This is a genomic window from Microvirga guangxiensis, from assembly GCF_900102135.1.
Taxonomy (GTDB): Bacteria; Pseudomonadota; Alphaproteobacteria; order Rhizobiales; family Beijerinckiaceae; genus Microvirga; species Microvirga guangxiensis.
On record NZ_FMVJ01000006.1, the window covers coordinates 258,517 to 279,981 of the forward strand.

Genomic DNA, 21,465 nt, shown 5'->3' on the forward strand with positions numbered 1-21,465 from the left:
TTATGAAGATCAGAGCCAATCTCCTCATCGGCGGCATTCTTTTCACGGCAGTAGTGGTGGCAGGTCTCCTGGCGCCCTGGCTTGCTCATACCGATCCGGTTATGGATGCAAATCTTATGTATGCGGAAGAACCGCCAGGGACGGAATTCTGGTTTGGAACTGACGCACAAGGCCGCGACATTTACAGCCGAGTGCTGTACGGGGCCCGGATTTCCCTCACAGTTGGCATTCTTTCACAGTTGATCAACACCGTGATCGGTGTCGCCCTCGGTCTATCTGCCGGATACTGGGGAGGATGGTGGGACGATATTGTCAATGGCCTCACCAACATGATGCTCGCCATTCCATCTCTCATCTTCGCTCTGGCTATCATGGCCATTTTGAGCCCAGGGTTGACGAGCCTGCTGATTGCACTCGGACTTACCAATTGGTCATTTACATGCCGCCTCGCGCGAGCGTCGGCTTTGTCGTTGAAAAGCCAAGGCTATGTACAGGCAGCGAAGGTGTTGGGTTACAGCGACATCCGGATCATGCTGACGCAGTTGCTGCCAAACATGCTTGGGCCGATCATCGTCATCGGAACTCTCGGCATGGGAGGCGCAGTTCTCGCGGAAGCAGCATTGTCATTCCTTGGCCTTGGTATTCGTCCTCCCTTCCCGAGTTGGGGAAGCATGCTCTCCGATGCTAGAGATCAGATTACGACGGCTCCCTGGATCTCCATTTTTCCCGGGCTGGCAATCTTCATTACCGTCCTTGGCTTGAACCTTCTGGGAGACGGATTGCGGGATATCCTCGATCCTCAATCGCGGACACGACGCGCATGAGTGAGCAGCCTCTCCTCGAAGTCGAGAACCTGAGGATCGATTTGACTGTCGGCGGAACAAAATTTCCGGCTGTCCAGGATGTGTCATTTACGATCAAGCGGGGTGAAACCTTTGGTCTCGTCGGCGAGTCCGGCTGTGGCAAGAGCATCACTTCGCTTGCTCTCATCGGCCTTCTTCGTCATCCGCTCAGCATCGGCGCCGGAACGATCCGCTTCGATGGGCGTGAGATCCAGGCTCTCTCTCCCGGTGAGATGCGCAAGCTGCGTGGCGATCGCATTTCGATGATATTCCAGGAGCCGATGACGGCGCTCAATCCGCTCTCGCCAATCGGCCGGCAGATCGCTGAGATGTTCGTCCTCCACAGAGGCGCTACATGGAAAGAAGCAGAGCGTCTTTCCATTGAAGCGCTCGCAAATGTTCGGGTTCCTGCACCTGAGCGGCGTATCAAGGATTACCCACATCAGTTGTCGGGAGGTATGCGCCAAAGGGTCATGATCGCCATCGCCCTGGCGTGCGAGCCAGATCTTCTGCTTGCCGACGAACCGACCACGGCTCTTGATGTCACGGTCCAGGCCGAGATCCTGGAATTGATCCGTGACCTCTCCGCGGCAAAGGGGACAGCCGTTCTCATGATCAGCCATGATCTCGGCCTGATCGCAAATATGTGTCGCCGTGTCGGGGTCATGTATGCAGGGCGTCTTGTAGAGGAGCGCTTCGCGACAGAGGTTTTTCAAAGCCCTAGCCACCCCTATACGAGTGGGCTCGTCGCCTCCCTGCCATTGCTCGGAGCTCGCTCAAAGTATGGACGGCAGCGGCTCAAGGAAATATCAGGAGTCGTTCCGCCTGTGGCTGCTTTTCCGACCGGGTGCCGTTTCAATCCTCGCTGTTATGCAGCAACTGAAGTCTGCGGGACTGAAGACCCTGGTGTGACGCCTCTCGCCCGTGGCGGGCTCGTTAGGTGCCATCATCATGAGTAACCTGTCCGACGATGCGATCCTGAGGGTCGAGAACCTCGCCGTCCACTTCCCTGTGGGAGGCGGCTTCTTAGGGAAGCCGCGACGTTATCTGCACGCGGTCAATGGCGTAGATCTCGAGTTGAGGCGGGGCGAATGTCTGGGCTTGGTAGGTGAATCCGGATGTGGGAAATCCACCTTGGCCCTTTCCATATTAGGCTTGCAGCAGCCGACCCATGGAAAAGTCATTGTAGATGGACACAGGGTAGGGGACGGCCTTGATCGCATGGCCCGGGCCCGGATCACTCAAATGGTGTTTCAGGATCCATACTCATCCCTTAATCCCCGCCAGACTGTTCGCAAGACGCTTGAGATGCCTCTGCGCGTTCATGGCATGGGTTCGGCGAGCGAGATCGATGATCGCATCAGCGAGATGCTAAAGCGCGTGGGATTGCGTCCGGAAGCGGCAGAGCGCTATCCGCATGAGTTCTCTGGAGGACAGAGGCAGCGCATTGGAATTGCCCGCGCGCTCATCCTTGAGCCTAAAGTCGTGATCCTCGATGAACCCGTTTCAGCGCTCGATGTCTCCATCCGGGCGCAAATCATCAATCTGCTGCTTGAGTTGAAGGAAACGCTTGGCCTCTCCTACATCATGATCAGTCACGATCTTGGTGTCGTCGAGCACATGAGTGACCGGGTAGCCGTGATGTACCTCGGACGGATCGTTGAAACCGGATCCTGGGAATCAATATTTAATAATCCGGCTCATCCCTATACCCGTGCCCTCATCGCAGCGATCCCGGACCCTTTCAAGCAAGGGAGCGGCACGAGGATCACAGGGGAAATTCCAAATCCACTCGATCCGCCCACAGGCTGCGGGTTCCATCCGCGCTGCCCGGATATGCGCGACCTTTGCTGCATACCGCCGACGCCGGAACTGGACGAGGTGGAGCCAGGACATTTCGTCCGCTGTCGAAGAGTGGGTGAACTCTTCACTCCAAAGCAGGTGCCAGAGAATATTCATGGAACGCTTCCCGATGGCTCACATCCCGACAATTTCAATTCGTATCTCCCGATCGAGTGAGAACCGGTCGTTAGGAATCCTCAGTATCGGTGACTGGGAAGTTCCATGCACTATCGGATCTGCCGGACTCGTTAATCCGAGGGCAAAGCGGGAAGGGGACAAGCGAACACCTATCGGCATTTTCCCGTTGCGATACGGGTTCTTCAATGCTGCAGCATTGCCTGATTTTCCGAGGGATCTCACTTTTCCGTTCGTCCCGATGACAGCTGATATGATCTGGGAAGAGGAGGGGAGGTACTACAACCGTCTTGTCTTCGCCCGCGGTGAAGAGCGGTCGGAGGATCGTCTTTCGCGTACGCGTGATGAACGCCTTTTCGATGTTGTAATCCCTATCGGCTACAACGATTCCGCTCCCGAACCGGGGCGTGGTAGCGCGCTTTTCATCCATGCGGCCCGGAGAGATATGAGTGGCACGGCCGGATGCATTGGTGTGCCACAGGAGAAGATGGCCGAATTCATTCGCCGGTTGGAACCTGGCATGGTCATCGACATCGCATATGCGGATGGAGCGCAGGAGCGAGCGCAACATCCTGAAGACTCTCTGGAAGCAGTTCGTTTCATGGGTCTGCATCCGGGGCCGAAGTTACTAGTGATAGGGGCAGTCCATGGCAATGAGCCCTGCGGACCTCAAGCCATAGAACGTGCCATTGCCGATTGCCGCACCGGCAACCTGAAGATCCGCCGTGGTGAAGTGACTTTCGTGCCGATTGCCAATCTCAAGGCCTATCGTCAGCGCACCCGTGAAGGAGACCGTAACCTCAACCGCGACCTGCGGGACAAGCCCGTACCGGAGAATTACGAGGATGCGATCGGGAACAGAATCTGCGCTCTGCTGCGAGAGCACGATGTCCTGCTGGATATCCACTCGTTTCGTGGCGAAGGAGAGCCTTTCGTGTTCGCTGGTCCTCCCAACAACTCTGGGGCCATCGAACCCTTTCGCTACGCACAACCCGAGGGAGAACTCGCTGTGCGCCTCGGCACGGAAACCGTCATACACGGTTGGCTAGAGGTTTATGATCAGTTCCTCAAAAAGCGAGCAAGTCTTGGCTACGTCAATCCAGCCAACTCCGAAGGGGTCGGTACTACGGAATACATGCGCTTTTCCGGAGGATATGGCGTAACGCTCGAGTGCGGAAGCCATGACGATCCGGCCTCCATTGAGGTGGGCTACTCGGCTATCCTGAAGGTGCTGGCTCAGCTGCAGTTGATCGACGCGCCCGAACCTCCCGTATCCGCCCGTCGAGCCATCCATATCATCGATGTGCTTGTCTGCGAGGTCGAGGGAGATCACCTGACCGGGCAATGGAAAACAGGCGATCCCGTTGAGATGGGTCAGGCACTCGTTCAAAAAGCGAATGGCGAGACCATCGCGGCACCAAGGCCAGGCTTTATTATCTTTCCGAATGAGAACGCGATGCCTGGTGACGGGCTCTGTTACTTCGGCGTGGAGAGTGAACGTATGTTCTGATCGCGACCATTGGGACTCAATGGAACACTCGCTTCGGTCAGGTTCGACTATGCACGCAGCAATTCCGTTTGTTGGAGTTTGTCCAACTGCCCATACGCCCAGAACCACCACCTAAGCCGTAATGACTCATTATTCTTGGTTCCATAATATATCTTATGCGAATTTGATATTGCCAGCTTATGCGCCCTGCTCTTACGCACAAGAGGATCAAGACCATGACATTTATCAGCAGCGATAGAAGCCTCAGCAGGTCAGCTCGTCCTCGACGACAGTCCAGTTGTGAGTGATCGTGGCCATGGCCCCCAGCATGATCGAGGCTGAGCAGTATTTTTCCTTCGAGAGCTCAATAGCGCGTTCGACCTTGGCTGGGGCCAGGTTGCGACCCTTAACGCGATACTCAATATGGATTGAGGTAAAGATCTTGGGATCGATCTCGGCCCGCTCGCCGGTAACCTCGACATCGCAATCGGTGACGTCCTCGCGGCCCTTGCGCAGGATCTGCACGACGTCGAAAGCCGTGCACCCACCCAGCCCGATCAGCAGCATTTCCATGGGGCGTATGCCGAGATTGCGGCCACCATACTCCGGAGCGCCATCCATGACGACGGCGTGCCCACTGCCGGACTCTCCCACGAACATCATCCCATCAACCAGCTTGACCCGCGCCTTCATGTTTGCCGTCTCCTAATTCGCTCCTGCCCTTTGATCATCTTTTGTCCTGATTCCCCATCGGAATCGGGCTATGAACCGCTCAACGAGCAAGGAAATTCTGGAATGAAGCCTTCGTCCGATATCGCGCGTCTCCTGGAGATCATGGCAGCTCTGCGCACGCCAAAGACCGGCTGCCCTTGGGATCTGGAGCAAGACTTTGCATCGATAGCACCCTATACCCTTGAAGAAGCCTATGAGGTCGTCGATGCGATCGAGCGTGGCGATCTGGCCGATCTTCGGGATGAGTTAGGTGATCTGTTGCTACAGGTCGTGTTCCATTCTCGCATGGCGGAAGAACAAGGCACCTTTGCTTTTCCCGACGTAGTAGAGGCGATTACCCGAAAGCTGATCCGCCGCCACCCGCATGTGTTCGGAGATGCCAAGGATCTGGGTCCGGACGAGGTGAAGACCCTTTGGGATGAGATTAAACGAGAGGAAAAGGCCGAACGGCGCTTAGCTCGTGAGAGGATCGGGCTTCCGCCGGAGTCCAATGAAACCGATTTCCTGGGAGGAATCCCAATAGCCCTGCCTGCCTTGAACCGAGCTCAGAAACTCACGGCGAAAGCGGCCAAGGTCGGCTTTGACTGGCCTGAGCCCGCCCAAGTTATCGATAAAATTCATGAGGAATTGGAGGAGGTTAAGGAAGCCTCTTCAACTGGCAAGAGAGAGCGTATCGAAGACGAGATCGGAGATCTTCTATTCTCAGTTACCAACCTCGCACGGCACTATGGCATTGATCCGGAGACAGCTCTACGCCGCACCAATGCCAAGTTTGAACGACGCTTCAGCACTGTAGAGAAAGCATTGAAGCAGCAGGGCCGCAAACTGACCGATGCTTCCCTAAGCGAAATGGAAGAGCTCTGGGTTCAGGCAAAGCTGGAAGAGCGGAAAACCTAGATTACCTTGGCATTAGGAAAACGGTTCAGGAAGCGCGGCTCCTTGCCGGCGACTAACCGCACATGGAGGAGGGTATGCCCATTCTCCAGCCCCCTCCGCTCCAGAATCTCAGTGTTTTCATGGAGCCATGCGAGGCCCTGCCCGTCTTCTGGAGCTACATCGACCTCGTACGTCCGCCGACCCATGGCCAAGTGTTGCTCGATGGTTTCAAGCAGTTCGTCCATGCCCTCGCCTGTCAGCGCCGAGATCAGGATCGGCCGCCGCTCGATCCCGGCACGATGGGAGGCGGTTGAGAGCCGTTCACGGTCTTCTGGCGACAACAGGTCAGCCTTATTCCAGACCTCGATGATCCGCCTGGTGTCGTCGGGATCGATGCCGAGTTCCCGAAGAACGACGTTCACATCGCCAGCCTGAGCTTCGGTTTCGCCATGCGAAACATCCCGGACATGCAGAAGAACATCGGCCTCGACAACATCCTCGAGGGTTGCGCGGAAGGCGGCAACCAGCATGGTCGGCAGATCCGAGATGAAGCCGACGGTATCTGAGAGGATCGCCTTTTCGCCATGGGGTAGGTCAATGGCGCGAGTTGTCGGATCGAGGGTCGCGAACAACATGTTCTCGGCCAATACCTCAGCCCGGGTCATACGGTTGAAGAGGGTCGACTTGCCGGCATTGGTGTAGCCCACAAGAGCCACGATAGGGTAAGGCACCCTCCTCCTGCTCGTGCGGTGCAAGGAGCGGGTTTTGACCACGCCTTCAAGATCGCGCTCGATGCGGCTCATCCGCTCCTGGATCATCCGGCGATCTGCCTCGATCTGGGTCTCACCAGGGCCGCCGAGAAAGCCGAAGCCGCCACGCTGTCGTTCCAGATGGGTCCAAGACCTGACCAGCCGCCCCTTCTGATAGGAAAGATGCGCCAGTTCGACCTGAAGCGTACCCTCTTTCGTCCGCGCTCGGCGACCGAAAATCTCCAGGATCAGCCCTGTTCTATCGATAACCTTGGCGCCCCATGCCTTTTCAAGATTGCGCTGCTGCACGGGGCTGAGCGCACAATCCATGACCACAAGACCGACCTCCTCCGCCCGGATCAAGGCGGCCAGTTCATCCACCTTGCCGGTGCCGATATAAGTGGCGGGCCTGGGGGATGAAAGCGGCGCGATCAAGGACTGGACGACAGAGAGATCAATCGCGAGCGCAAGCCCCGAAGCTTCATCCAAGCGAGCCTCAGGTGGACGGGGATTTGATGCATCGGCATCAGCGTCGCTGAAACCCACACGACGCTTTCGGGTCAGATAAGGCCCTACGACAAGCGTGCGAGTACCGGCCGCGACGTCCTTCTCAGGCTCGGCCAATTCTGCGAGACGGTGTTCCCCCGGAGTGCGTGGTTCAGTCACCTCAAGCCTTTTCGCCAGCCTCGTCGATTTGATCGAACAATTGGACGGGCTGTCCGGGCATGATGGTGGAAATGGCGTGTTTGTAAACCAGCTGAGAATGACCATCCCTGCGTAGGAGCACGCAGAAATTATCAAACCATGTGACGACGCCTTGGAGCTTAACCCCATTTACAAGGAATATCGTCAGGGGAATCTTTTGCTTACGGACGTAGTTTAAAAACGTGTCCTGCAGATTTTGCGCGCGATCGCCCGCCATTGAAGTTGCCTCGCCAGCCCATCGCCGCCGGTCTTGGCTATTGGGCCGCCTGTATATGGTTGTCCGCTATCGTGCGGTCGTTGACCGGCCTGTCTATTACAGGGCGAAGTTGACCATTCGGCAAGAGGGACTCTCGCTATTACCTCATTAGAAGCATATTTTCCGTGGATGAGGGGCTGGGGAAAGCGCAGCCCCTCGCAGAACAGCCTACTGATATATGGAAAGCGATATCGTTAGCTGCCGATTCCCAGCGACTTGAGCTTGCGGTGAAGGGCCGAGCGCTCCATGCCGATGAATTCCGCCGTGCGGGAGATGTTACCGCTGAATCGGGCTATCTGAGCCAGTAGGTACTCCCGCTCGAAAATCTCACGCGCCTCGCGCAGAGGCATACTCATGAGCTTTTCACCCCCTGCCCCGCCCGGTGTCGTCGGTACGAGCGTCCCGATCTCGGACGGCAGCATCTCCGCCGTAATTTCCGCCTCTGGATCCCCGGAACTCAGAATCATCAGGCGCTCGACATTGTTGCGCAACTGTCGAACGTTGCCTGGCCAGTCATGAGACTGGAGAACGGCCATGGCATCTTCAGCAATCTGCCGCTTCGGCAGGCCGGTGGTAGTGGAGATCTGATCCATGAAAAACTCGATCAGCTCCGGCACATCCTCACGCCTTTCTGCCAGCGAAGGCACACGGATCGGGATGACGCCAAGCCGATGGAACAGGTCTTCCCTGAAGTTGCCGGCAGCGATTTCAGCCGGCAGGTCACGGCTTGAGGATGAGATGATGCGCACATCCACATGAACGCGGGTTGTGCCGCCGACACGCTGGAAGTTCTGATCCACGAGAACGCGCAAGATACGGTTTTGCGTCTCCCGAGGCATGTCGGCGATCTCGTCGATATAGAGGGTGCCACCGTGCGCTTCCTCAAGCGCGCCCACGCGGCGACCTCCCCCCTCGCCCTCGGTGCCGAAGAGCTCGGCTTCCATTGTCTCGGGCGTAATATTCGCGGCTGTCAGAACAACGAACGGGCCGTTGGCACGGGTAGACATGCCGTGAATGGTACGGGCCGTCAGCTCCTTGCCGGAACCAGGAGAGCCTGTGATGAGGATGCGCGCGTTCGTTGGCGCAGCACGTTCAACCGCCTGACGAAGCTGGTTGATGACAATGGACTTTCCGGCGATGCGGCTTGCCTGAACCGAACGGGAGCGCAGGTCGCGCACCTCCCGCTTGAGGCGCGATGCTTCGAGTGCCCGCTCTGCGACCAGCACGAGCCGGTCGGCCTTGAAGGGCTTCTCGATGAAATCGTAAGCGCCAGCTTTGATGGCCGAAACCGCGGTTTCGATGTTGCCATGACCCGAGATCATCACGACCGGCAGGTCAGGGTGCTGGGATTTGATAATCTCCAGCACCTGCAAACCGTCCAAGCGGCTGCCCTGCAGCCAGATGTCGAGAAAGACAAGGTGCGGACGGCGGGCTTCGATAGCCGCCAGGGCATCATCGGAGGTTCCGGCCGTGCGGGTGCGATGGCCTTCATCTTCAAGAATGCCTGCCACCAGCTCGCGAATGTCGACTTCGTCATCAACGACGAGAATATCAGCGCTCATAGGCTTGCTCTGCGAGTTCCGTTGCGCTCCGAGGCGGCCGGTGCCGTCTCTTCCTCTGCAACTTGCTTCGTCTTAGGGATCCACATGCGAACCTGTCCGCCTCGTCCTGCAGGATTGTCGGCCAAGTCCATGCCACCCCCATGGTCTTCCAGAATTTTCGCAACGATTGGGAGGCCCAATCCTGTGCCGCCCTCGCGCGTTGTCATGTAAGGCTCCAGAAGGCGTTGACGACCTTCGATGGGAAAACCCTTGCCGTTGTCGGTCACAGCTAGGATCAGATAATCTGTATGCGTATCGTCCAACGTCACCGAAATCTGCGCTTGACCTCGCTCGTCCTCGGGCACCGCTGCAATCGCTTCGGTGGCATTCTTCACGATGTTCGTCACAGCCTGAGAGATTAGGCGCCGGTCGAAAGGAGCGATCACCTGCCCTTCAGGGAGCTGATCCACAAATTCGATTTCTGGGTGCGCAATACGCATCATGAAGGTGACCTGGCGGATCGTCTCGGCCAGATCCTCCTGCCCGATCTTGGGTTTCGGCATGCGAGCGAACGACGAGAACTCGTCGACCATACGCTTGATGTCATCCACCTGCCGCACGATTGTGTCCGTACATTGATCGAACACCTCACGATCCGTGGTGATCACCTTGCCGTACTTGCGGCGAATGCGCTCGGCCGAGAGCTGAATCGGAGTAAGCGGATTCTTGATCTCGTGCGCGATCCGTCGCGCCACATCGGCCCAGGCGGAGGTTCGCTGCGCCACGACGAGATCTGTGATGTCGTCGAGCGTGATCACAAGATCCCGCCTGTCGTTGCGCGCCTGCTCGCTTGTGACGCGCACATTGATGGTCCGCTCCCTGCCCTTACGGGAAATCTGGATCTGCTCCTGCATCAGGCGTTGACGCCCCTGTGCCATCTCCATCACCAGCTGTGCGACCTCGGGGAGAACCTCTGTCACAGAACGGCCGATCAGTTGCTCTCGTGGGGCCTGAAGCAGTGCCTCAGTAGAGGGATTGACGATGGTGATCTGTCCGCGATCATTGATGCCGATCACACCGGCGGAAACGCCTGCGAGGACTGCTTCCGTGAAGCGACGCCTACGGTCGATCAGCTCGCTTGCGGCGGTTAGGCCGTCGTGCTGACGCCGCAGCTCGGACGTCATTTTGTTGAAGGTCTCGCCCAGATGCCCCAGATCGCCTTCGCTACGCTTGACAGGCACCTGCACATAGAAGTTGCCGGTCGCTACCTGGTCTGTTGCATGAATCAGCCGGCGGATGGGAGCCACGAGGCGATTAGCGAAGTTGAGGCCGAACCAAATCGCCGATAGGAGCACCGTCAATGCGATAATTGTGAACATGGAAGCGAAGGCAAACTGGATGCTCGCCTTCTTCTGGTCGAAGGCTTCGTAATAGGCGACGCCAGCTTCTGCGATCGGCGGAAATTGGATAGCCCCCGGATCAACCTCACGGGCGATGTAGAGAAGCCGCCCGTTATGAGCCTCGAGCTTCAGAACGGACACGACGATATTGCCGGTTCGCGGGAATAGGCACCAGGGCTCCTGGCTGCTGGCATCGCTGAGATCTGCCGCCTTCGGCTCTGGAATACCCTCGAGCTTTTTCGACTCGATCTTCTCGACCACAGTGCCATCCGGCTCCAGGATCATCGCCAACGGAAAACTCAGGGCGATGGAGCGGTAACTCATGTATTCGCGAAACAGCCTGCGGTCCGCGTCGAACATCACCTTCGCCCGGTTCAGATCGAGCGCCATAAGGTTGGTCTCACGGGCGAGGATACGGCACTGCATCTCGCGGTAAGCACGCGCAATGTCGACAGTGTTGTACATGAGGTTCCGAATTTGACCCGTAAACCAAGGGTCCAGGCCGCGCTCCAGGGTCACCGTCGCCACGCCGGCCACGAGGATGGCAGGTAGAACGGCGACGAGGCTGAACAGGCCAACAATCCGCACATGAAGGCCAGCAGCTGCAGCCCCTGCCTTATGCTCACGGACGAGCTTCCGCGCCTGCCAAGCGACAACACCAAGCAGGAGGGTGATAAGAAGCCCGTTAATGACGAACATAGCCGTAACGACATTGTTCGTAGGCAGGATAGGCGTCGCGCCGGAAAGCACCAGGAAGGTGACCAATGCGGACCCAAGGGCCGCAACCACGGCGCCATAGCCAAGCCAGCCGAGGCTCCCCTGGGCCGGTTCCGCCATTTGGCGCTGCTCTTGAATACTCTGGTCGGTCAAGACGTGAGGCCCCGCAAAAGAGGGTGCCTTCGCTGCAGCACCCATTTGTGGGTGATGCACCAACACAACACTGTGGTCAAATTATTACAGTTTTCGATTTAGCCCCGATTGGTTCGAACGACCATGAGCTCAAGGTCTCGTACCTTCTTGCGCAAGGTATTGCGGTTGACCCCGAGGAGTTCGGCCGCCCGGATCTGATTGCCTCTGGTAGCGGCCAAGGCTGCCCCGATCAGGGGGCCTTCGATCTCGCGCAGGATTCGGTGATAGAGGCCGGGAGGCGGCAGACTGTCCCGGAACCCGGAGAAGTATTCCGCCAGGTGACGCTCCACAGCGTCGGAGAGTCCCTCAGAGCCTGCCTGGGCTTGGGCCATAGGCTTGCCTGCCGGCAGGGGCGGCAAAAGAGGTTGGGAATCAAGTTCCGCATCGATGATTGCGCCGGTAATCGTATCCTGCGGATAGAGCGCCGCGAGCCGGCGGACGAGGTTTTCCAGCTCGCGCACATTTCCAGGCCAGCGGTAGCGCTTGAGACGATCCATGGCCTCGACGTCGAGCTGCTTGCGGGAAAGCCCCTCCTTCTCCACGAGCGTAAAGAAGTGGCGCGCCAGATCCGGAATGTCTTCAACGCGCTCACGCAATGGCGGCAAGCGCAAGGGAACCACATTTAAGCGGAAATAGAGATCCTCGCGGAACAATCCTTGCTGGATGAGAACCCGCAGGTCTTTGTTGGTGGCGGCTACGATGCGAACATTCGTCTTGATCGGTACCCTGCCACCGACAGTGGTGTATTCCCCCTGCTGGAGTACGCGCAGGAGGCGGGTCTGCGCTTCCATGGGCATGTCGCCGATTTCATCAAGGAAAAGGGTTCCGCCCTCGGCCTGCTCAAAGCGTCCGGTGTTGCGCGACGTTGCGCCTGTAAAAGCGCCCTTCTCGTGCCCGAAGAGTTCGGATTCAATCAGCTCGCGCGGGATTGCTGCCATATTCACCGCAACAAAAGGCCCCTGGCGCCGCTTGCCGTAATCGTGCAACGCTTTAGCCACGAGTTCCTTGCCGGTACCGGATTCTCCCGTGATCATCACCGTGAGATCGTTCGGCATCAAGCGCGCGAGCGCACGATAGATTTCCTGCATGGCATGGGAGCGTCCCACCAATGGGATATCGTCGTTCTCGACAGGATTCGCGTTCGATATCGCTGTGCGAGGCCGCGACAACGCACGTCCTACAACCGCAACAAGCTCCTTCAGATCGAATGGCTTCGGCAGATATTCATAGGCTCCGCGCTCTGAGGCCTTGATAGCGGTCATGAACGTGTTCTGCGCACTCATGACAATGATGGGAAGTTCCGGCCGGAGCTTCTTGATACGAGGCAGAAGATCGAAGGCATTCTCGTCCGGCATCATCACATCCGTGATGACGATGTCGCCCTCTCCTTGAGAAACCCATCGCCAGAGCGTCGCTGCATTGCTTGTGGATCGAACTTCGTACCCCGCCCTGGATAATGCCTGGTTCAAAACTGTCCTGATGGCGGCATCGTCGTCAGCAAGCAGGATTTGTCCGCTGGGCATGGATTAAGTCTCACAAATCGGCATCGCTGCCGGAGGCGGCGCGGTGCATGGGAAGGAGAATTCGGAACGTCGTGCGTCTTGGCGCAGGTTCGCATTCGATAATGCCGCCGTGATCGCCGACGATCTTGGCGACAAGGGCAAGGCCGAGGCCGCTGCCTTGAACCTTCGTCGTGACGAACGGATCGAAGAGGTCGCTCATGAGCTCAGGGGGTATTCCGGCGCCATTGTCGCTCACGCTTAATTCAATCGGCAGGCTCACGCGCTCCTGGGCCCCTGGCACCTGAAGTCTGACACCGGTTCGAAATGCGGTTGTCAGAGTGATCTCCCCATCTGTCGCATCGATCCCAATTGCCTCGGCGGCATTTTTCACGAGGTTCAGGATCACTTGGATCAATTGATCCCTGTTGCCGAGGACCGGTGGAAGAGAGGGATCATAGTTTTCCACGAAACGGATGTGACGGGCAAAGCCGGATTGCGCGAGACGCTTTACATGGTCGAGGACCCCGTGAATGTTCACAGGGCCCCGCTCAACGGGTCGTTCTTCCCCGAAAAGTTCCATTCGTTCGACGAGTTTGACGATTCTATCCGTCTCGTCGCAGATCAGCCGCGTGAGAAGCCTGTCATCCTCATCCGCCGACTGTTCGAGAAGTTGCGCAGCGCCGCGGATACCCGAGAGCGGATTCTTAATTTCGTGGGCGAGCAGAGCGCCAAGAGCTGTAATTGATCTTGCGGCTCCACGATGTGTCAGCTGCCGGTTCATCTTGTCAGCGATGGTGCGCTCCTGCAGCATCACGACAACGTTGTCACTTTCATCTCCCAGAGGGGTCGCGAACACGTCCACGATCCGCTCAGGCCCGAGACGAGGGCTGCCGATATCGACCCGGTGCTCGCTGACGCTCGATCCCCGCTGCCTCACATCTTCCACGAGCGTCATGACAGGAGAACCGAAAGGTAGGAAATCCGTGAGTTTCTGACGCTGCATCATGCGCAGACTCATCTCAAAAAACGCCTCGGCCGCGGCATTGGCGTGAACGATCCTATGTTCCTCACCGATCGTTAGCACCGGAAGAGGCAATGCATTCATGATGAGGTCGTTGATGGCCACAGTCATGCAGCATCCCGCTCCTGATGGATGTACAGGGAACGCAACAGCGACATGACCACAGAGGAATCGTCTGACGTTACCAAGCCGGTTCGAACGCTTTGAGGAACATGGAAACCTGCCTCAGCGGCGGCTTCTGCGTAAGCCGCGAGATGCTTGCGGGCATGTCTAATGCCAACCTTGGCGCCGTAAAGTGAGAGCAGGCCCTCATAATGCTCCAACGCCAAAGCGGTTCTTTCCTCCGGGCTAGGCACGGAGATGGCGCGTCCCTGGAGAGCTGCGCCGATCTGACCGACGATCCATGGCCGGCCAACAGCCGAGCGACCGATCATCACGGCGCTTGCGTTTGAGAGACCAAGACACTTGCGCGCGTCTTCGAGCGAGCCAATGTCGCCATTCGCTATGACGGGAATGCTGACGGCTTGCACGACGGATGCGATAGCCTTCCAGTCAGCATGCCCCTTATAGAATTGCTGCCGTGTGCGCCCATGCACCGTCACGGCCTTGACGCCAAGGTTTTCCGCTCGTCGGGCAAGTTCGGAGGCGTTGATGGAATCGTGATCCCAGCCCAGCCGCATTTTCACTGTCACTGGCACGGAGACTGCCCGAACAGTCGCTTCGATCAGGCGACATGCGTGGTCGAGATCCCGCATCAAGGCGGACCCTGAATAGCCCCCGATGACCCGCTTGGCCGGGCATCCCATATTAATGTCGATTACCCTTGCCCCTGCGGCTTCGGCAATTTGGGCACCCTCCGCCATCCACCGAGGATCGCAGCCTGCTAATTGGACCACGTGGGGTTCGATTCCCGCTCCCTCCGCCCGGAGTTGCGCCTCCTCGGAGCCCTGAACAAGCTCGTCGGATGCCACCATCTCGGAAATGACAAGCCCTGCCCCCAAGCGCTTTGCGATGCGCCGAAAAACCACATCCGTAACACCGGACAATGGCGCAAGAACTGCCGGAGCACTGATCGAGATCAGGCCCACCCGCAAGTTTTCGCCTATTTTTTGTTCACGTTCCATTATGCTCATTTACTAGCCATTTCTGCGCCGGCGCAAGCCCCTAGAGGTCAGATTTGCCTTCTTTGGCAGTGACGCTTAGGAGAACTCTCATCCGGAGAGCCACTTGATGTCAGTCGCCGCCCTCATCGTTGCAGCAGGACGAGGTTCCAGAGCCGGCAACGGCATCCCCAAGCAGTACCGATCACTCGGCGGGAGACCTGTTTTGGCGCGAACCCTTGAGGCTTTCCTGCATCATCCGAGAGTTGAGCGGACGCTTGTCGTGATTCACCCCGACGACTTGGAACTCTACCAAGAGAGCATCGGCGCCCTGTCCAGCGATTTGAACGTCAGCCTCCTGTCCGTGGCCTATGGAGGAGAAACGCGGCAGGATTCGGTTCGCAATGGGCTGGAAGCTCTAAGCGACCTCCGTCCTCGGCATGTTCTAATTCATGATGCCGCACGTCCCTTCGTCGCTGCCCCTCTCATTGATTGTGCCATCGAAGCTGTCGAGGAATGGGGTGGAGCCGTCCCCGGCGTTGCCGTCACTGATACGATCAAGGTGATCGGCTCGCGAAACGAGGTGGTGTCGACGCCAGATAGGGCGAGCCTGCGTGCGGCCCAAACTCCTCAGGTGTTCGATTTCTCGCCTTTGCTGGCGGCTCATCGCAAAGCCGCCTCAGCCAAGCTCACGAACTTCACCGACGACGGCGCTCTAGCTGAATGGGCGGGACTTCCCGTCCATGTATTCCAGGGCGACCCTGGCAATATCAAGCTCACCCATTCCTCCGATTTTCCCGAGGCTGAGAGGCGTTTGAGAGGCTTATCCATGACTTATGTGACGCGCCTGGGCACCGGCTTTGATGTGCATGCTTTCAACGACGGCGACCATGTCTGGCTCGGTGGCATTAAAGTGCCACATGATCGCGGCGTCGTGGCTCATTCGGATGGCGACGTCGTCCTCCATGCTCTGACGGATGCGATTCTTGGCGCTCTCGCGGATGGGGATATCGGCACGCATTTCCCGCCGAGCGATCCTCAATGGAAAGGCGCCTCCTCCGACCGCTTCCTGGCTTATGCGATCGAGCTGGTGAGAGGCCGCGGGGGCCTGATCGATCATCTGGATGTGACGCTGCTTTGCGAGAAACCGCGCCTCGGCCCGCATCGGGAGGCGATGCGCCAGAGGATTGCGGAGATCGGGAGGCTTCGGATCGATCAAGTGTCGTTGAAAGCGACCACGACGGAAAAGCTCGGATTCACCGGCCGCAGCGAAGGCATTGCCGCTCAGGCTGCGGCGACCATCCGCCTGCCGGAGGCACCGTATGTATCCTGACCTGAAGCAGAGAGCGGCGAACCTTCTCAAGGCTTACGAGGAGAAGGGCTTGAAGATCGCGACGGCCGAGTCCTGCACCGGCGGGCTCGTCGCTGGGCTGCTGACGGAGATCGCCGGGTCGTCCGCCGTCGTGGAACGCGGGTTCGTGACGTATTCCAACGAAGCGAAGTCGGAGTCGATCGGCGTTCCAGCCGACCTCATCGCCGCTCATGGAGCCGTGAGCGAGCCTGTGGCCCGCGCCATGGCGGAGGGGGCCCTGGCCCATTCCCGCGCCGATGTGGCGGTCGGCATCACCGGGATCGCGGGGCCCGGCGGAGGCTCGGCGGCAAAGCCGGTCGGGCTCGTGCATTTCGGCCTGGCGCGAATGGGCTCTCCCACGATCCATCTGGAGCGGCGTTATGGCGATCTCGGGCGCGAGGCGGTGCGACGCAGCGCGGTCGAAGACGCCTTGGGCCTTCTCGAAAAGGCCATTTGACGGAACCTCCTGAACTATCTCGCCGCCACGGCTCCGCGTGAGCCGAAGATGGTGTTCGCGCGCTCCTCGAACGCTTCCGTGAATTTGCGGAACGCCTTGTCGAACACGGTGCCCATGAGCAGGCCGAGGGCGAAGCTCTTGAACTCGTAGTTGATGTAGAACTCCACCTCGCAGCCGCCCGGGGCTTCGCGGAAGTTCCAGCGGTTCTCGAGATACTTGAACGGCCCGTCCACGTATTCGACCTGGATGCGCAGGCGCGGCTCGTCGAGGGTCACGCGGGTGGTGAAGCTCTCGTTGATGGCCTTGTAGCCCACGCGCATGGCCGCGACGAGCGTCTCCACGCCCTCCCCGCTCTGCACGCGGCGGATGACGCGCAATTCCTCGCACAGCGGCAGGAACTCGGGATAGCGCTCCACGTCCGCGACGAGCGCGAACATCTGGGCCGGCTTGTGCTTGACGGTTCGCGTCATGCGAAAGGACGGCATTCAGGCGGCCTCCTTGACAGGTGTGAGAGCGGCCTCGAGGCCTGGGATGTCGGAACGCGAGTTCAGCACAAAGACCCTCTGGTCGGGCCTCAGGCGCTCCAGCATGCGCGCCGTCTTGGGACGCAGCTTATCCGGATAGGCCCAGATCCAGCGCATGAACGACCAGTCGAACTTTTCCGGTCCGGCGTTGCCGAGGTCCGGCCGCGTCCGTCCGTAGTTTCTCGCGACGCGCGCGAGCACGGACGAAGCGCAGCGCCAGCGGGGCAGATCGAGCCAGACGATATCGGTGGCGCGGGGCACGCGGATGTCGAAGGTGGAGGCGTAGTTGCCGTCCATGATCCATGCCGGGCGGGCCGCGAGAGCCCTCACCCGCTCGCGCCATTCAGGACGCGGCGGCGTGGACCAGCCCGGACCGAAATACTCCCGGTCGAGATGGATCAGCGGCAGGTTGAGCCGCTCACTGAGACGCCTTGCCAGGGTGCTCTTGCCCGCACCCGGACTGCCGATGATGAGAATCCGCTGCATGCCCCATCCAAGACCAATCGAGTATCAGCCGAGCTTGGCGAGACGAGCCGCCTTGAGCTTGGCGAAATCCTCACCCGCGTGATGCGAGGAACGCGTCAGCGGAGTCGAGGAGACGAGGGAGAACCCTTTGGCATAGGCAGTGGTTTCAAAGGCCTTGAATTCGTCCGGCGTGACGAAGCGGATGACCGGGTGGTGCTTCTTCGTCGGCTGGAGGTATTGGCCGATGGTCATGAAATCCACATCCGCCGAGCGCAGGTCGTCCATGAGCTGGAGAACCTCGTTCCGCTCCTCGCCGAGGCCGACCATGATGCCGGACTTCGTGAAGATGGTGGGATCGATCTCCTTCACCTGCTGCAGCAGGCGGATGGAGTGGAAATAGCGCGCGCCGGGGCGGACCTTCAGATACTTCGACGGCACGGTTTCCAGGTTGTGGTTGAACACGTCCGGGCGGGCCGCGACGACAACCTCGAGCGCGCCGGGCTTGCGCAGGAAATCCGGCGTCAGAATTTCGATGGTGGTCTTCGGCGAGCGGGCGCGAATGGCGTGGATCACGTCGGCGAAATGCTGGGCGCCGCCGTCAGCCAGGTCGTCGCGGTCCACGGAGGTGATGACCACATGCTCGAGGCCGAGCTTCTCCACCGCCTTGGCGACGCTCTCGGGCTCGTTCGGATCGAGCGCCTGCGGCAGGCCCGTCTTCACGTTGCAGAAAGCGCAGGCGCGGGTGCAGGTGTCGCCCATGATCATGAAGGTGGCGTGCTTCTTCTCCCAGCACTCGCCGATATTGGGGCAGCCCGCCTCCTCGCACACGGTCACGAGCTTGTTCTCGCGCACGATGCGGTTGGTCTCGGCCCATTTGGGCGAGCCGGGAGCCTTCACGCGGATCCAGTCGGGTTTCCGCTGCTGAACGGGCTGATCCGGCCGGTGCGCCTTCTCCGGGTGGCGGGGGCGGTTATCCTTGTTCAGAAGGTCGAGAACGACGGCCATGAATTAAACCCTAAGGATCGAAGGAACCCTGCCCTTCTGCTGTTGGCCTGATTTAAGGCTTTTGACGCGCTTTCGCAAATGCTGAAGGCGTAAGGCAGGATTGTGGTAAAGACGCCTTGCCCTGCTCGCGACCCCGGACCGCCGCTGCGCCTCGTCCGGGCTGCGCCTCAAGAGCGGCCCTCCCCACGAAACATGGCCTCGATGCTCCTCCGGCGTTCGTCCCACTCCGTGCGATAGGCATGCATGTCGTCCAGAACCGCATCGGCAAAGAACTTGCGCCGGTCGAAATAGCACGGCGGCCCATAGCCGCCCTGGCAGCGCTCAGCCTTGCGACAGGCGCGGTTGCGGCAGGTGGCGGGAACGTGGAGCACATCGGCGAGACGGCGCAGGGCATCGTCGCAATCGGGGAGCGTGGAGAGATACTGGCGGACACGGCTCATCGGAAAAAACCTCCTGCGGCAATGAACGGAGCAAGGAATGGAAGCGAAGAAAAAGATTTTGGGAAAACGGCGCGCGCCTGCGGGCTCCGGGCCTGAAACAAGCCGGGAGCCTTGCAGCGGCAATCGAGGGAGGCGCGATGGGCAATCCAGCTCGATGTTTGGTGTGTGTGAAGAACCGGATGGCCCCTCGCGCACGGCTTTTTTAGGCGGACACCGCATCAATCCTCAAAGGATGTGCGGGCGGCCTCCTGCCGGAGGGCTGGCGTTGCCTCCTCCGCAGGACCGCTCCCGGCCCCACAATCACGACGCCTCGCGAGCGCGCCCCTCGGTGAGCCGGGATGACACGACATATAGCTAAGGTTGTGGAGAATGTCAAGAACAAATAGGGAACGACCTCGGTAGGCTGACTTCAAAGTCAGCCTACCAACTTATGTGAAATCAACTCCTCTTTACGGTAGAGGTAGAGCCCTAAATATGGGCTACGGCTTTGCGCATAGATGCTCAGCGATTTTTGTAAGAGCCGTGGCTCGCTCATTAACGAAAGTCTGATAATCATCAGAAAATAAATTTTCAGTAGTTACTGCAGACTGTAAGATATCACTAATATCCTCAGGCATCATTGTTCTATATTTCGAGGGAGCTTGGCCGCCGAGCTTTCGATTGTCTGCTCTAGACAAAAAGCAAATGTTGGCGAGGATATTGTCATCATAAACATCCTGCTTAGTTTTCTTTAGAAAATCTCTTGGCATCATATGATGAAACTCAGAGCGATTGGCCGCCTTAAGGGTAGTTTCAAGATTAATTTTATTTCCGGAAATAAAGGACACTGGACCCTGCTTGGCGAGCATTAATAGGAATGTTTTTGTATTTACATTGCCCATCCCAAAAGAGTTTGCTTTGAAGAAATCTTCATCAATATTAAATGTGAAGTCACCGAGCGAGCTTTGCTTTCCATCTCTTAATGCAGCCATCTGCTCAATATCAGTTTTCAAATTTCTTAGAACACCAGAGCTGTAACGCTTAGAGAATGCTGATCTCCAGAACCATTTATCAATTATTCTAGCTTGATCACCCGTGTAAGAGGCTTCTCGATTTCCTGAAACGGCAAAGAAAACAGCAATTGGTACAAGCAGTGTCGTGAATGGAAGGTTGTGTAGAGTTTGAACTGAATAATGACTGCGTAGATAATCAACACCGTACTTCACACCATTTGTGACGGTATCGAATTTTTCGCGGACATTAGCACCATTTAGATCCATTAGCGCTTTAGGCGAAGCATCTCCTGTCAGAATAGCTGAGCAACAACGCAATAGGAGATCGGTGTCCCCACCAACATCTGCGAAGCCAAACGGAGCTAACTCCTCTGCGAGTTCTTCAAATTGATCTTGTAGCTGAAACTCTTCACTCCAAGTCCAAGCAGATAGCAGTTGAAGCGTGTCAAGTTCTACACCTTGTCTGTTCACACGTTCGAAGATGATCGCAACTGTCGTTTTATCTTCAGTTTTGGATATCTGGACTGGTATTTTGGTCTCTTTAAAAACGGCCTGCATTTCATCTATGCGCTTGATTATGTCATCAGGCAGACCTTGAGTAGCAGCACGGTAAGCTGTGGTGTCGAAAAGAGTCTTCAGAGGAAAATGTTTGCCAGGCTGAACGTCGCCCGGAGCAAGGGCGATAAACTGGCTATCCTGAACTGTCGGTTCCGCTGTTAGATCAAAGTAAATATCCGTCCAATCTGAGGTATCAGACTGTTCGATAGTAGTTTGAAATACGCCAAATATTGACGTCACACGCTGTTGGCCATCAAGCACATAGTCGACAGGATAATCCTCTTTAGGTTCAGGCAATTTGAAAGGGCCCAAATCCCTGTCAAATTTAAGCTGCTCCTTTGTTCTCCAAAACATCAGAGAGCCGAAAGGGTATTTTTTGTAGATGCTATCCATGAGGTAAGCCACACGTTCAGCATCCCACACAAAGCCTCTTTGAAAAGCTGGAATCCGAATCTGACCCCGACTCACTTGATCAATAAGCTCTCTGATACTGAGACTGTCCAAAGCTGCCCCCCTACATTCGCTACTCTAATTCAGATTGCGAATCTTAATTTATAACAACCTACGTTAGAGA

At 57.8% G+C, this 21,465-nt stretch carries 20 protein-coding genes; 7 read left to right on the forward strand and 13 right to left on the reverse strand.

All coding sequences use genetic code 11. The features are described 5' to 3' along the window. Positions 1–2 precede the first annotated feature (2 nt). The 4 genes from BLP10_RS12205 to BLP10_RS12220 are packed head-to-tail and all read left to right on the forward strand — an operon-like array spanning position 3 to position 4,329. Positions 3–824 (forward strand): ABC transporter permease, encoded by an 822-nt coding sequence (locus tag BLP10_RS12205; RefSeq protein WP_091134762.1) that lies wholly within the window; start codon positions 3–5, stop codon positions 822–824. Next, positions 821–1,801 carry an ABC transporter ATP-binding protein gene (locus tag BLP10_RS12210; protein ID WP_091134763.1) on the forward strand — a complete coding sequence of 327 codons (981 nt, stop codon included), beginning with the start codon at positions 821–823 and terminating at the stop codon, positions 1,799–1,801. The genes BLP10_RS12205 and BLP10_RS12210 overlap by 4 nt, the downstream gene beginning before the upstream one ends. Beyond that, positions 1,794–2,861: an ABC transporter ATP-binding protein gene (locus tag BLP10_RS12215; RefSeq protein WP_091135087.1), complete on the forward strand. Its 1,068-nt coding sequence runs from the start codon at positions 1,794–1,796 to the stop codon at positions 2,859–2,861. Before BLP10_RS12210 ends, BLP10_RS12215 begins: the two co-directional genes overlap by 8 nt. Continuing rightward, on the forward strand, positions 2,800–4,329 hold the full coding sequence (locus tag BLP10_RS12220; protein ID WP_091134764.1) for a L,D-transpeptidase family protein: 1,530 nt from the start codon (positions 2,800–2,802) through the stop codon (positions 4,327–4,329). The genes BLP10_RS12215 and BLP10_RS12220 overlap by 62 nt, the downstream gene beginning before the upstream one ends. 243 nt (positions 4,330–4,572) lie before the next feature. Here BLP10_RS12220 and BLP10_RS12225 read toward each other — a convergent pair whose 3' ends face one another. Continuing rightward, the gene (locus tag BLP10_RS12225) at positions 4,573–5,001 is read right to left on the reverse strand and encodes an OsmC family protein (protein ID WP_091134765.1); all 429 of its coding nucleotides are present in this window, start codon (positions 4,999–5,001) and stop codon (positions 4,573–4,575) included. Between the two features lie 102 nt (positions 5,002–5,103). Here BLP10_RS12225 and mazG point away from each other — a divergent pair, with 102 nt between their 5' ends. Then, positions 5,104–5,937 carry a nucleoside triphosphate pyrophosphohydrolase gene (gene mazG, locus BLP10_RS12230; protein ID WP_091134767.1) on the forward strand — a complete coding sequence of 278 codons (834 nt, stop codon included), beginning with the start codon at positions 5,104–5,106 and terminating at the stop codon, positions 5,935–5,937. Here the strand turns inward: mazG and hflX are convergent. From hflX to dusB, 7 genes are all read right to left on the reverse strand, one after another. Further along, on the reverse strand, positions 5,934–7,331 hold the full coding sequence (gene hflX, locus BLP10_RS12235) for a GTPase HflX (protein ID WP_091134768.1): 1,398 nt from the start codon (positions 7,329–7,331) through the stop codon (positions 5,934–5,936). The genes mazG and hflX overlap by 4 nt on opposite strands. Position 7,332: 1 nt before the next feature. Continuing rightward, positions 7,333–7,587, reverse strand: a complete 255-nt coding sequence (gene hfq / locus BLP10_RS12240) for an RNA chaperone Hfq (protein WP_009491222.1) — start codon at positions 7,585–7,587, stop codon at positions 7,333–7,335. 233 nt (positions 7,588–7,820) lie between these two features. Next, a complete protein-coding gene (gene ntrX, locus BLP10_RS12245) occupies positions 7,821–9,188 on the reverse strand; it encodes a nitrogen assimilation response regulator NtrX (protein ID WP_091134770.1) in 1,368 nt (455 codons plus the stop codon). Beyond that, positions 9,185–11,404, reverse strand: coding sequence for a sensor histidine kinase NtrY-like (locus BLP10_RS12250; protein ID WP_175493899.1), 2,220 nt, complete (start codon positions 11,402–11,404; stop codon positions 9,185–9,187). Before BLP10_RS12250 ends, ntrX begins: the two co-directional genes overlap by 4 nt. Before the next feature lie 131 nt (positions 11,405–11,535). Then, positions 11,536–12,999 (reverse strand): nitrogen regulation protein NR(I), encoded by a 1,464-nt coding sequence (gene ntrC / locus BLP10_RS12255; RefSeq protein WP_091134774.1) that lies wholly within the window; start codon positions 12,997–12,999, stop codon positions 11,536–11,538. Positions 13,000–13,009: 10 nt separating this feature from the next. Then, on the reverse strand, positions 13,010–14,110 hold the full coding sequence (locus tag BLP10_RS12260; protein WP_091134776.1) for a two-component system sensor histidine kinase NtrB: 1,101 nt from the start codon (positions 14,108–14,110) through the stop codon (positions 13,010–13,012). Then, positions 14,107–15,123, reverse strand: coding sequence for a tRNA dihydrouridine synthase DusB (gene dusB, locus BLP10_RS12265; protein WP_091135090.1), 1,017 nt, complete (start codon positions 15,121–15,123; stop codon positions 14,107–14,109). The genes BLP10_RS12260 and dusB overlap by 4 nt, the downstream gene beginning before the upstream one ends. 106 nt (positions 15,124–15,229) lie before the next feature. On the opposite strand from dusB, the gene BLP10_RS12270 reads away from it, so the two are divergent. Together BLP10_RS12270 and BLP10_RS12275 are read left to right on the forward strand one after the other, a co-directional pair. Further along, positions 15,230–16,432, forward strand: a complete 1,203-nt coding sequence (locus BLP10_RS12270) for a bifunctional 2-C-methyl-D-erythritol 4-phosphate cytidylyltransferase/2-C-methyl-D-erythritol 2,4-cyclodiphosphate synthase (protein ID WP_139165491.1) — start codon at positions 15,230–15,232, stop codon at positions 16,430–16,432. Continuing rightward, on the forward strand, positions 16,422–16,907 hold the full coding sequence (locus tag BLP10_RS12275) for a CinA family protein (RefSeq protein ID WP_091134780.1): 486 nt from the start codon (positions 16,422–16,424) through the stop codon (positions 16,905–16,907). The genes BLP10_RS12270 and BLP10_RS12275 overlap by 11 nt, the downstream gene beginning before the upstream one ends. A 14-nt stretch (positions 16,908–16,921) precedes the next feature. Here the strand turns inward: BLP10_RS12275 and BLP10_RS12280 are convergent, their stop codons facing one another. The 5 genes from BLP10_RS12280 to BLP10_RS12300 form a co-directional block, all read right to left on the reverse strand. Continuing rightward, a complete protein-coding gene (locus BLP10_RS12280) occupies positions 16,922–17,392 on the reverse strand; it encodes a type II toxin-antitoxin system RatA family toxin (protein ID WP_091134783.1) in 471 nt (156 codons plus the stop codon). Continuing rightward, a complete protein-coding gene (locus BLP10_RS12285) occupies positions 17,393–17,917 on the reverse strand; it encodes a P-loop NTPase family protein (RefSeq protein ID WP_091134785.1) in 525 nt (174 codons plus the stop codon). A gap of 24 nt (positions 17,918–17,941) precedes the next feature. Then, a complete protein-coding gene (lipA, locus tag BLP10_RS12290; protein ID WP_091134788.1) occupies positions 17,942–18,901 on the reverse strand; it encodes a lipoyl synthase in 960 nt (319 codons plus the stop codon). Positions 18,902–19,068: 167 nt separating this feature from the next. Beyond that, positions 19,069–19,341: a hypothetical protein gene (locus BLP10_RS12295; protein WP_091134789.1), complete on the reverse strand. Its 273-nt coding sequence runs from the start codon at positions 19,339–19,341 to the stop codon at positions 19,069–19,071. 479 nt (positions 19,342–19,820) lie between these two features. Next, positions 19,821–21,395: a GmrSD restriction endonuclease domain-containing protein gene (locus BLP10_RS12300; RefSeq protein ID WP_091134791.1), complete on the reverse strand. Its 1,575-nt coding sequence runs from the start codon at positions 21,393–21,395 to the stop codon at positions 19,821–19,823. Positions 21,396–21,465: the final 70 nt, after the last annotated feature.

Excerpts from the sequence above, each read along its gene's own strand:
- BLP10_RS12205 (WP_091134762.1), top strand. The coding sequence starts at position 3 with ATGAAGATCAGAGCCAATCTCCTCATCGGCGGCATTCTTTTCACGGCA.
- BLP10_RS12210 (WP_091134763.1), top strand. The coding sequence starts at position 821 with ATGAGTGAGCAGCCTCTCCTCGAAGTCGAGAACCTGAGGATCGATTTG.
- BLP10_RS12215 (WP_091135087.1), top strand. The coding sequence starts at position 1,794 with ATGAGTAACCTGTCCGACGATGCGATCCTGAGGGTCGAGAACCTCGCC.
- BLP10_RS12220 (WP_091134764.1), top strand. The coding sequence starts at position 2,800 with ATGGAACGCTTCCCGATGGCTCACATCCCGACAATTTCAATTCGTATC.
- BLP10_RS12225 (WP_091134765.1), bottom strand. The coding sequence starts at position 5,001 with ATGAAGGCGCGGGTCAAGCTGGTTGATGGGATGATGTTCGTGGGAGAG.
- mazG (WP_091134767.1), top strand. The coding sequence starts at position 5,104 with ATGAAGCCTTCGTCCGATATCGCGCGTCTCCTGGAGATCATGGCAGCT.
- hfq (WP_009491222.1), bottom strand. The coding sequence starts at position 7,587 with ATGGCGGGCGATCGCGCGCAAAATCTGCAGGACACGTTTTTAAACTAC.
- ntrX (WP_091134770.1), bottom strand. The coding sequence starts at position 9,188 with ATGAGCGCTGATATTCTCGTCGTTGATGACGAAGTCGACATTCGCGAG.
- BLP10_RS12250 (WP_175493899.1), bottom strand. The coding sequence starts at position 11,404 with ATGGCGGAACCGGCCCAGGGGAGCCTCGGCTGGCTTGGCTATGGCGCC.
- ntrC (WP_091134774.1), bottom strand. The coding sequence starts at position 12,999 with ATGCCCAGCGGACAAATCCTGCTTGCTGACGACGATGCCGCCATCAGG.
- BLP10_RS12260 (WP_091134776.1), bottom strand. The coding sequence starts at position 14,110 with ATGACTGTGGCCATCAACGACCTCATCATGAATGCATTGCCTCTTCCG.
- dusB (WP_091135090.1), bottom strand. The coding sequence starts at position 15,123 with ATGGAACGTGAACAAAAAATAGGCGAAAACTTGCGGGTGGGCCTGATC.
- BLP10_RS12270 (WP_139165491.1), top strand. The coding sequence starts at position 15,230 with ATGTCAGTCGCCGCCCTCATCGTTGCAGCAGGACGAGGTTCCAGAGCC.
- BLP10_RS12275 (WP_091134780.1), top strand. The coding sequence starts at position 16,422 with ATGTATCCTGACCTGAAGCAGAGAGCGGCGAACCTTCTCAAGGCTTAC.
- BLP10_RS12280 (WP_091134783.1), bottom strand. The coding sequence starts at position 17,392 with ATGCCGTCCTTTCGCATGACGCGAACCGTCAAGCACAAGCCGGCCCAG.
- BLP10_RS12285 (WP_091134785.1), bottom strand. The coding sequence starts at position 17,917 with ATGCAGCGGATTCTCATCATCGGCAGTCCGGGTGCGGGCAAGAGCACC.
- lipA (WP_091134788.1), bottom strand. The coding sequence starts at position 18,901 with ATGGCCGTCGTTCTCGACCTTCTGAACAAGGATAACCGCCCCCGCCAC.
- BLP10_RS12295 (WP_091134789.1), bottom strand. The coding sequence starts at position 19,341 with ATGAGCCGTGTCCGCCAGTATCTCTCCACGCTCCCCGATTGCGACGAT.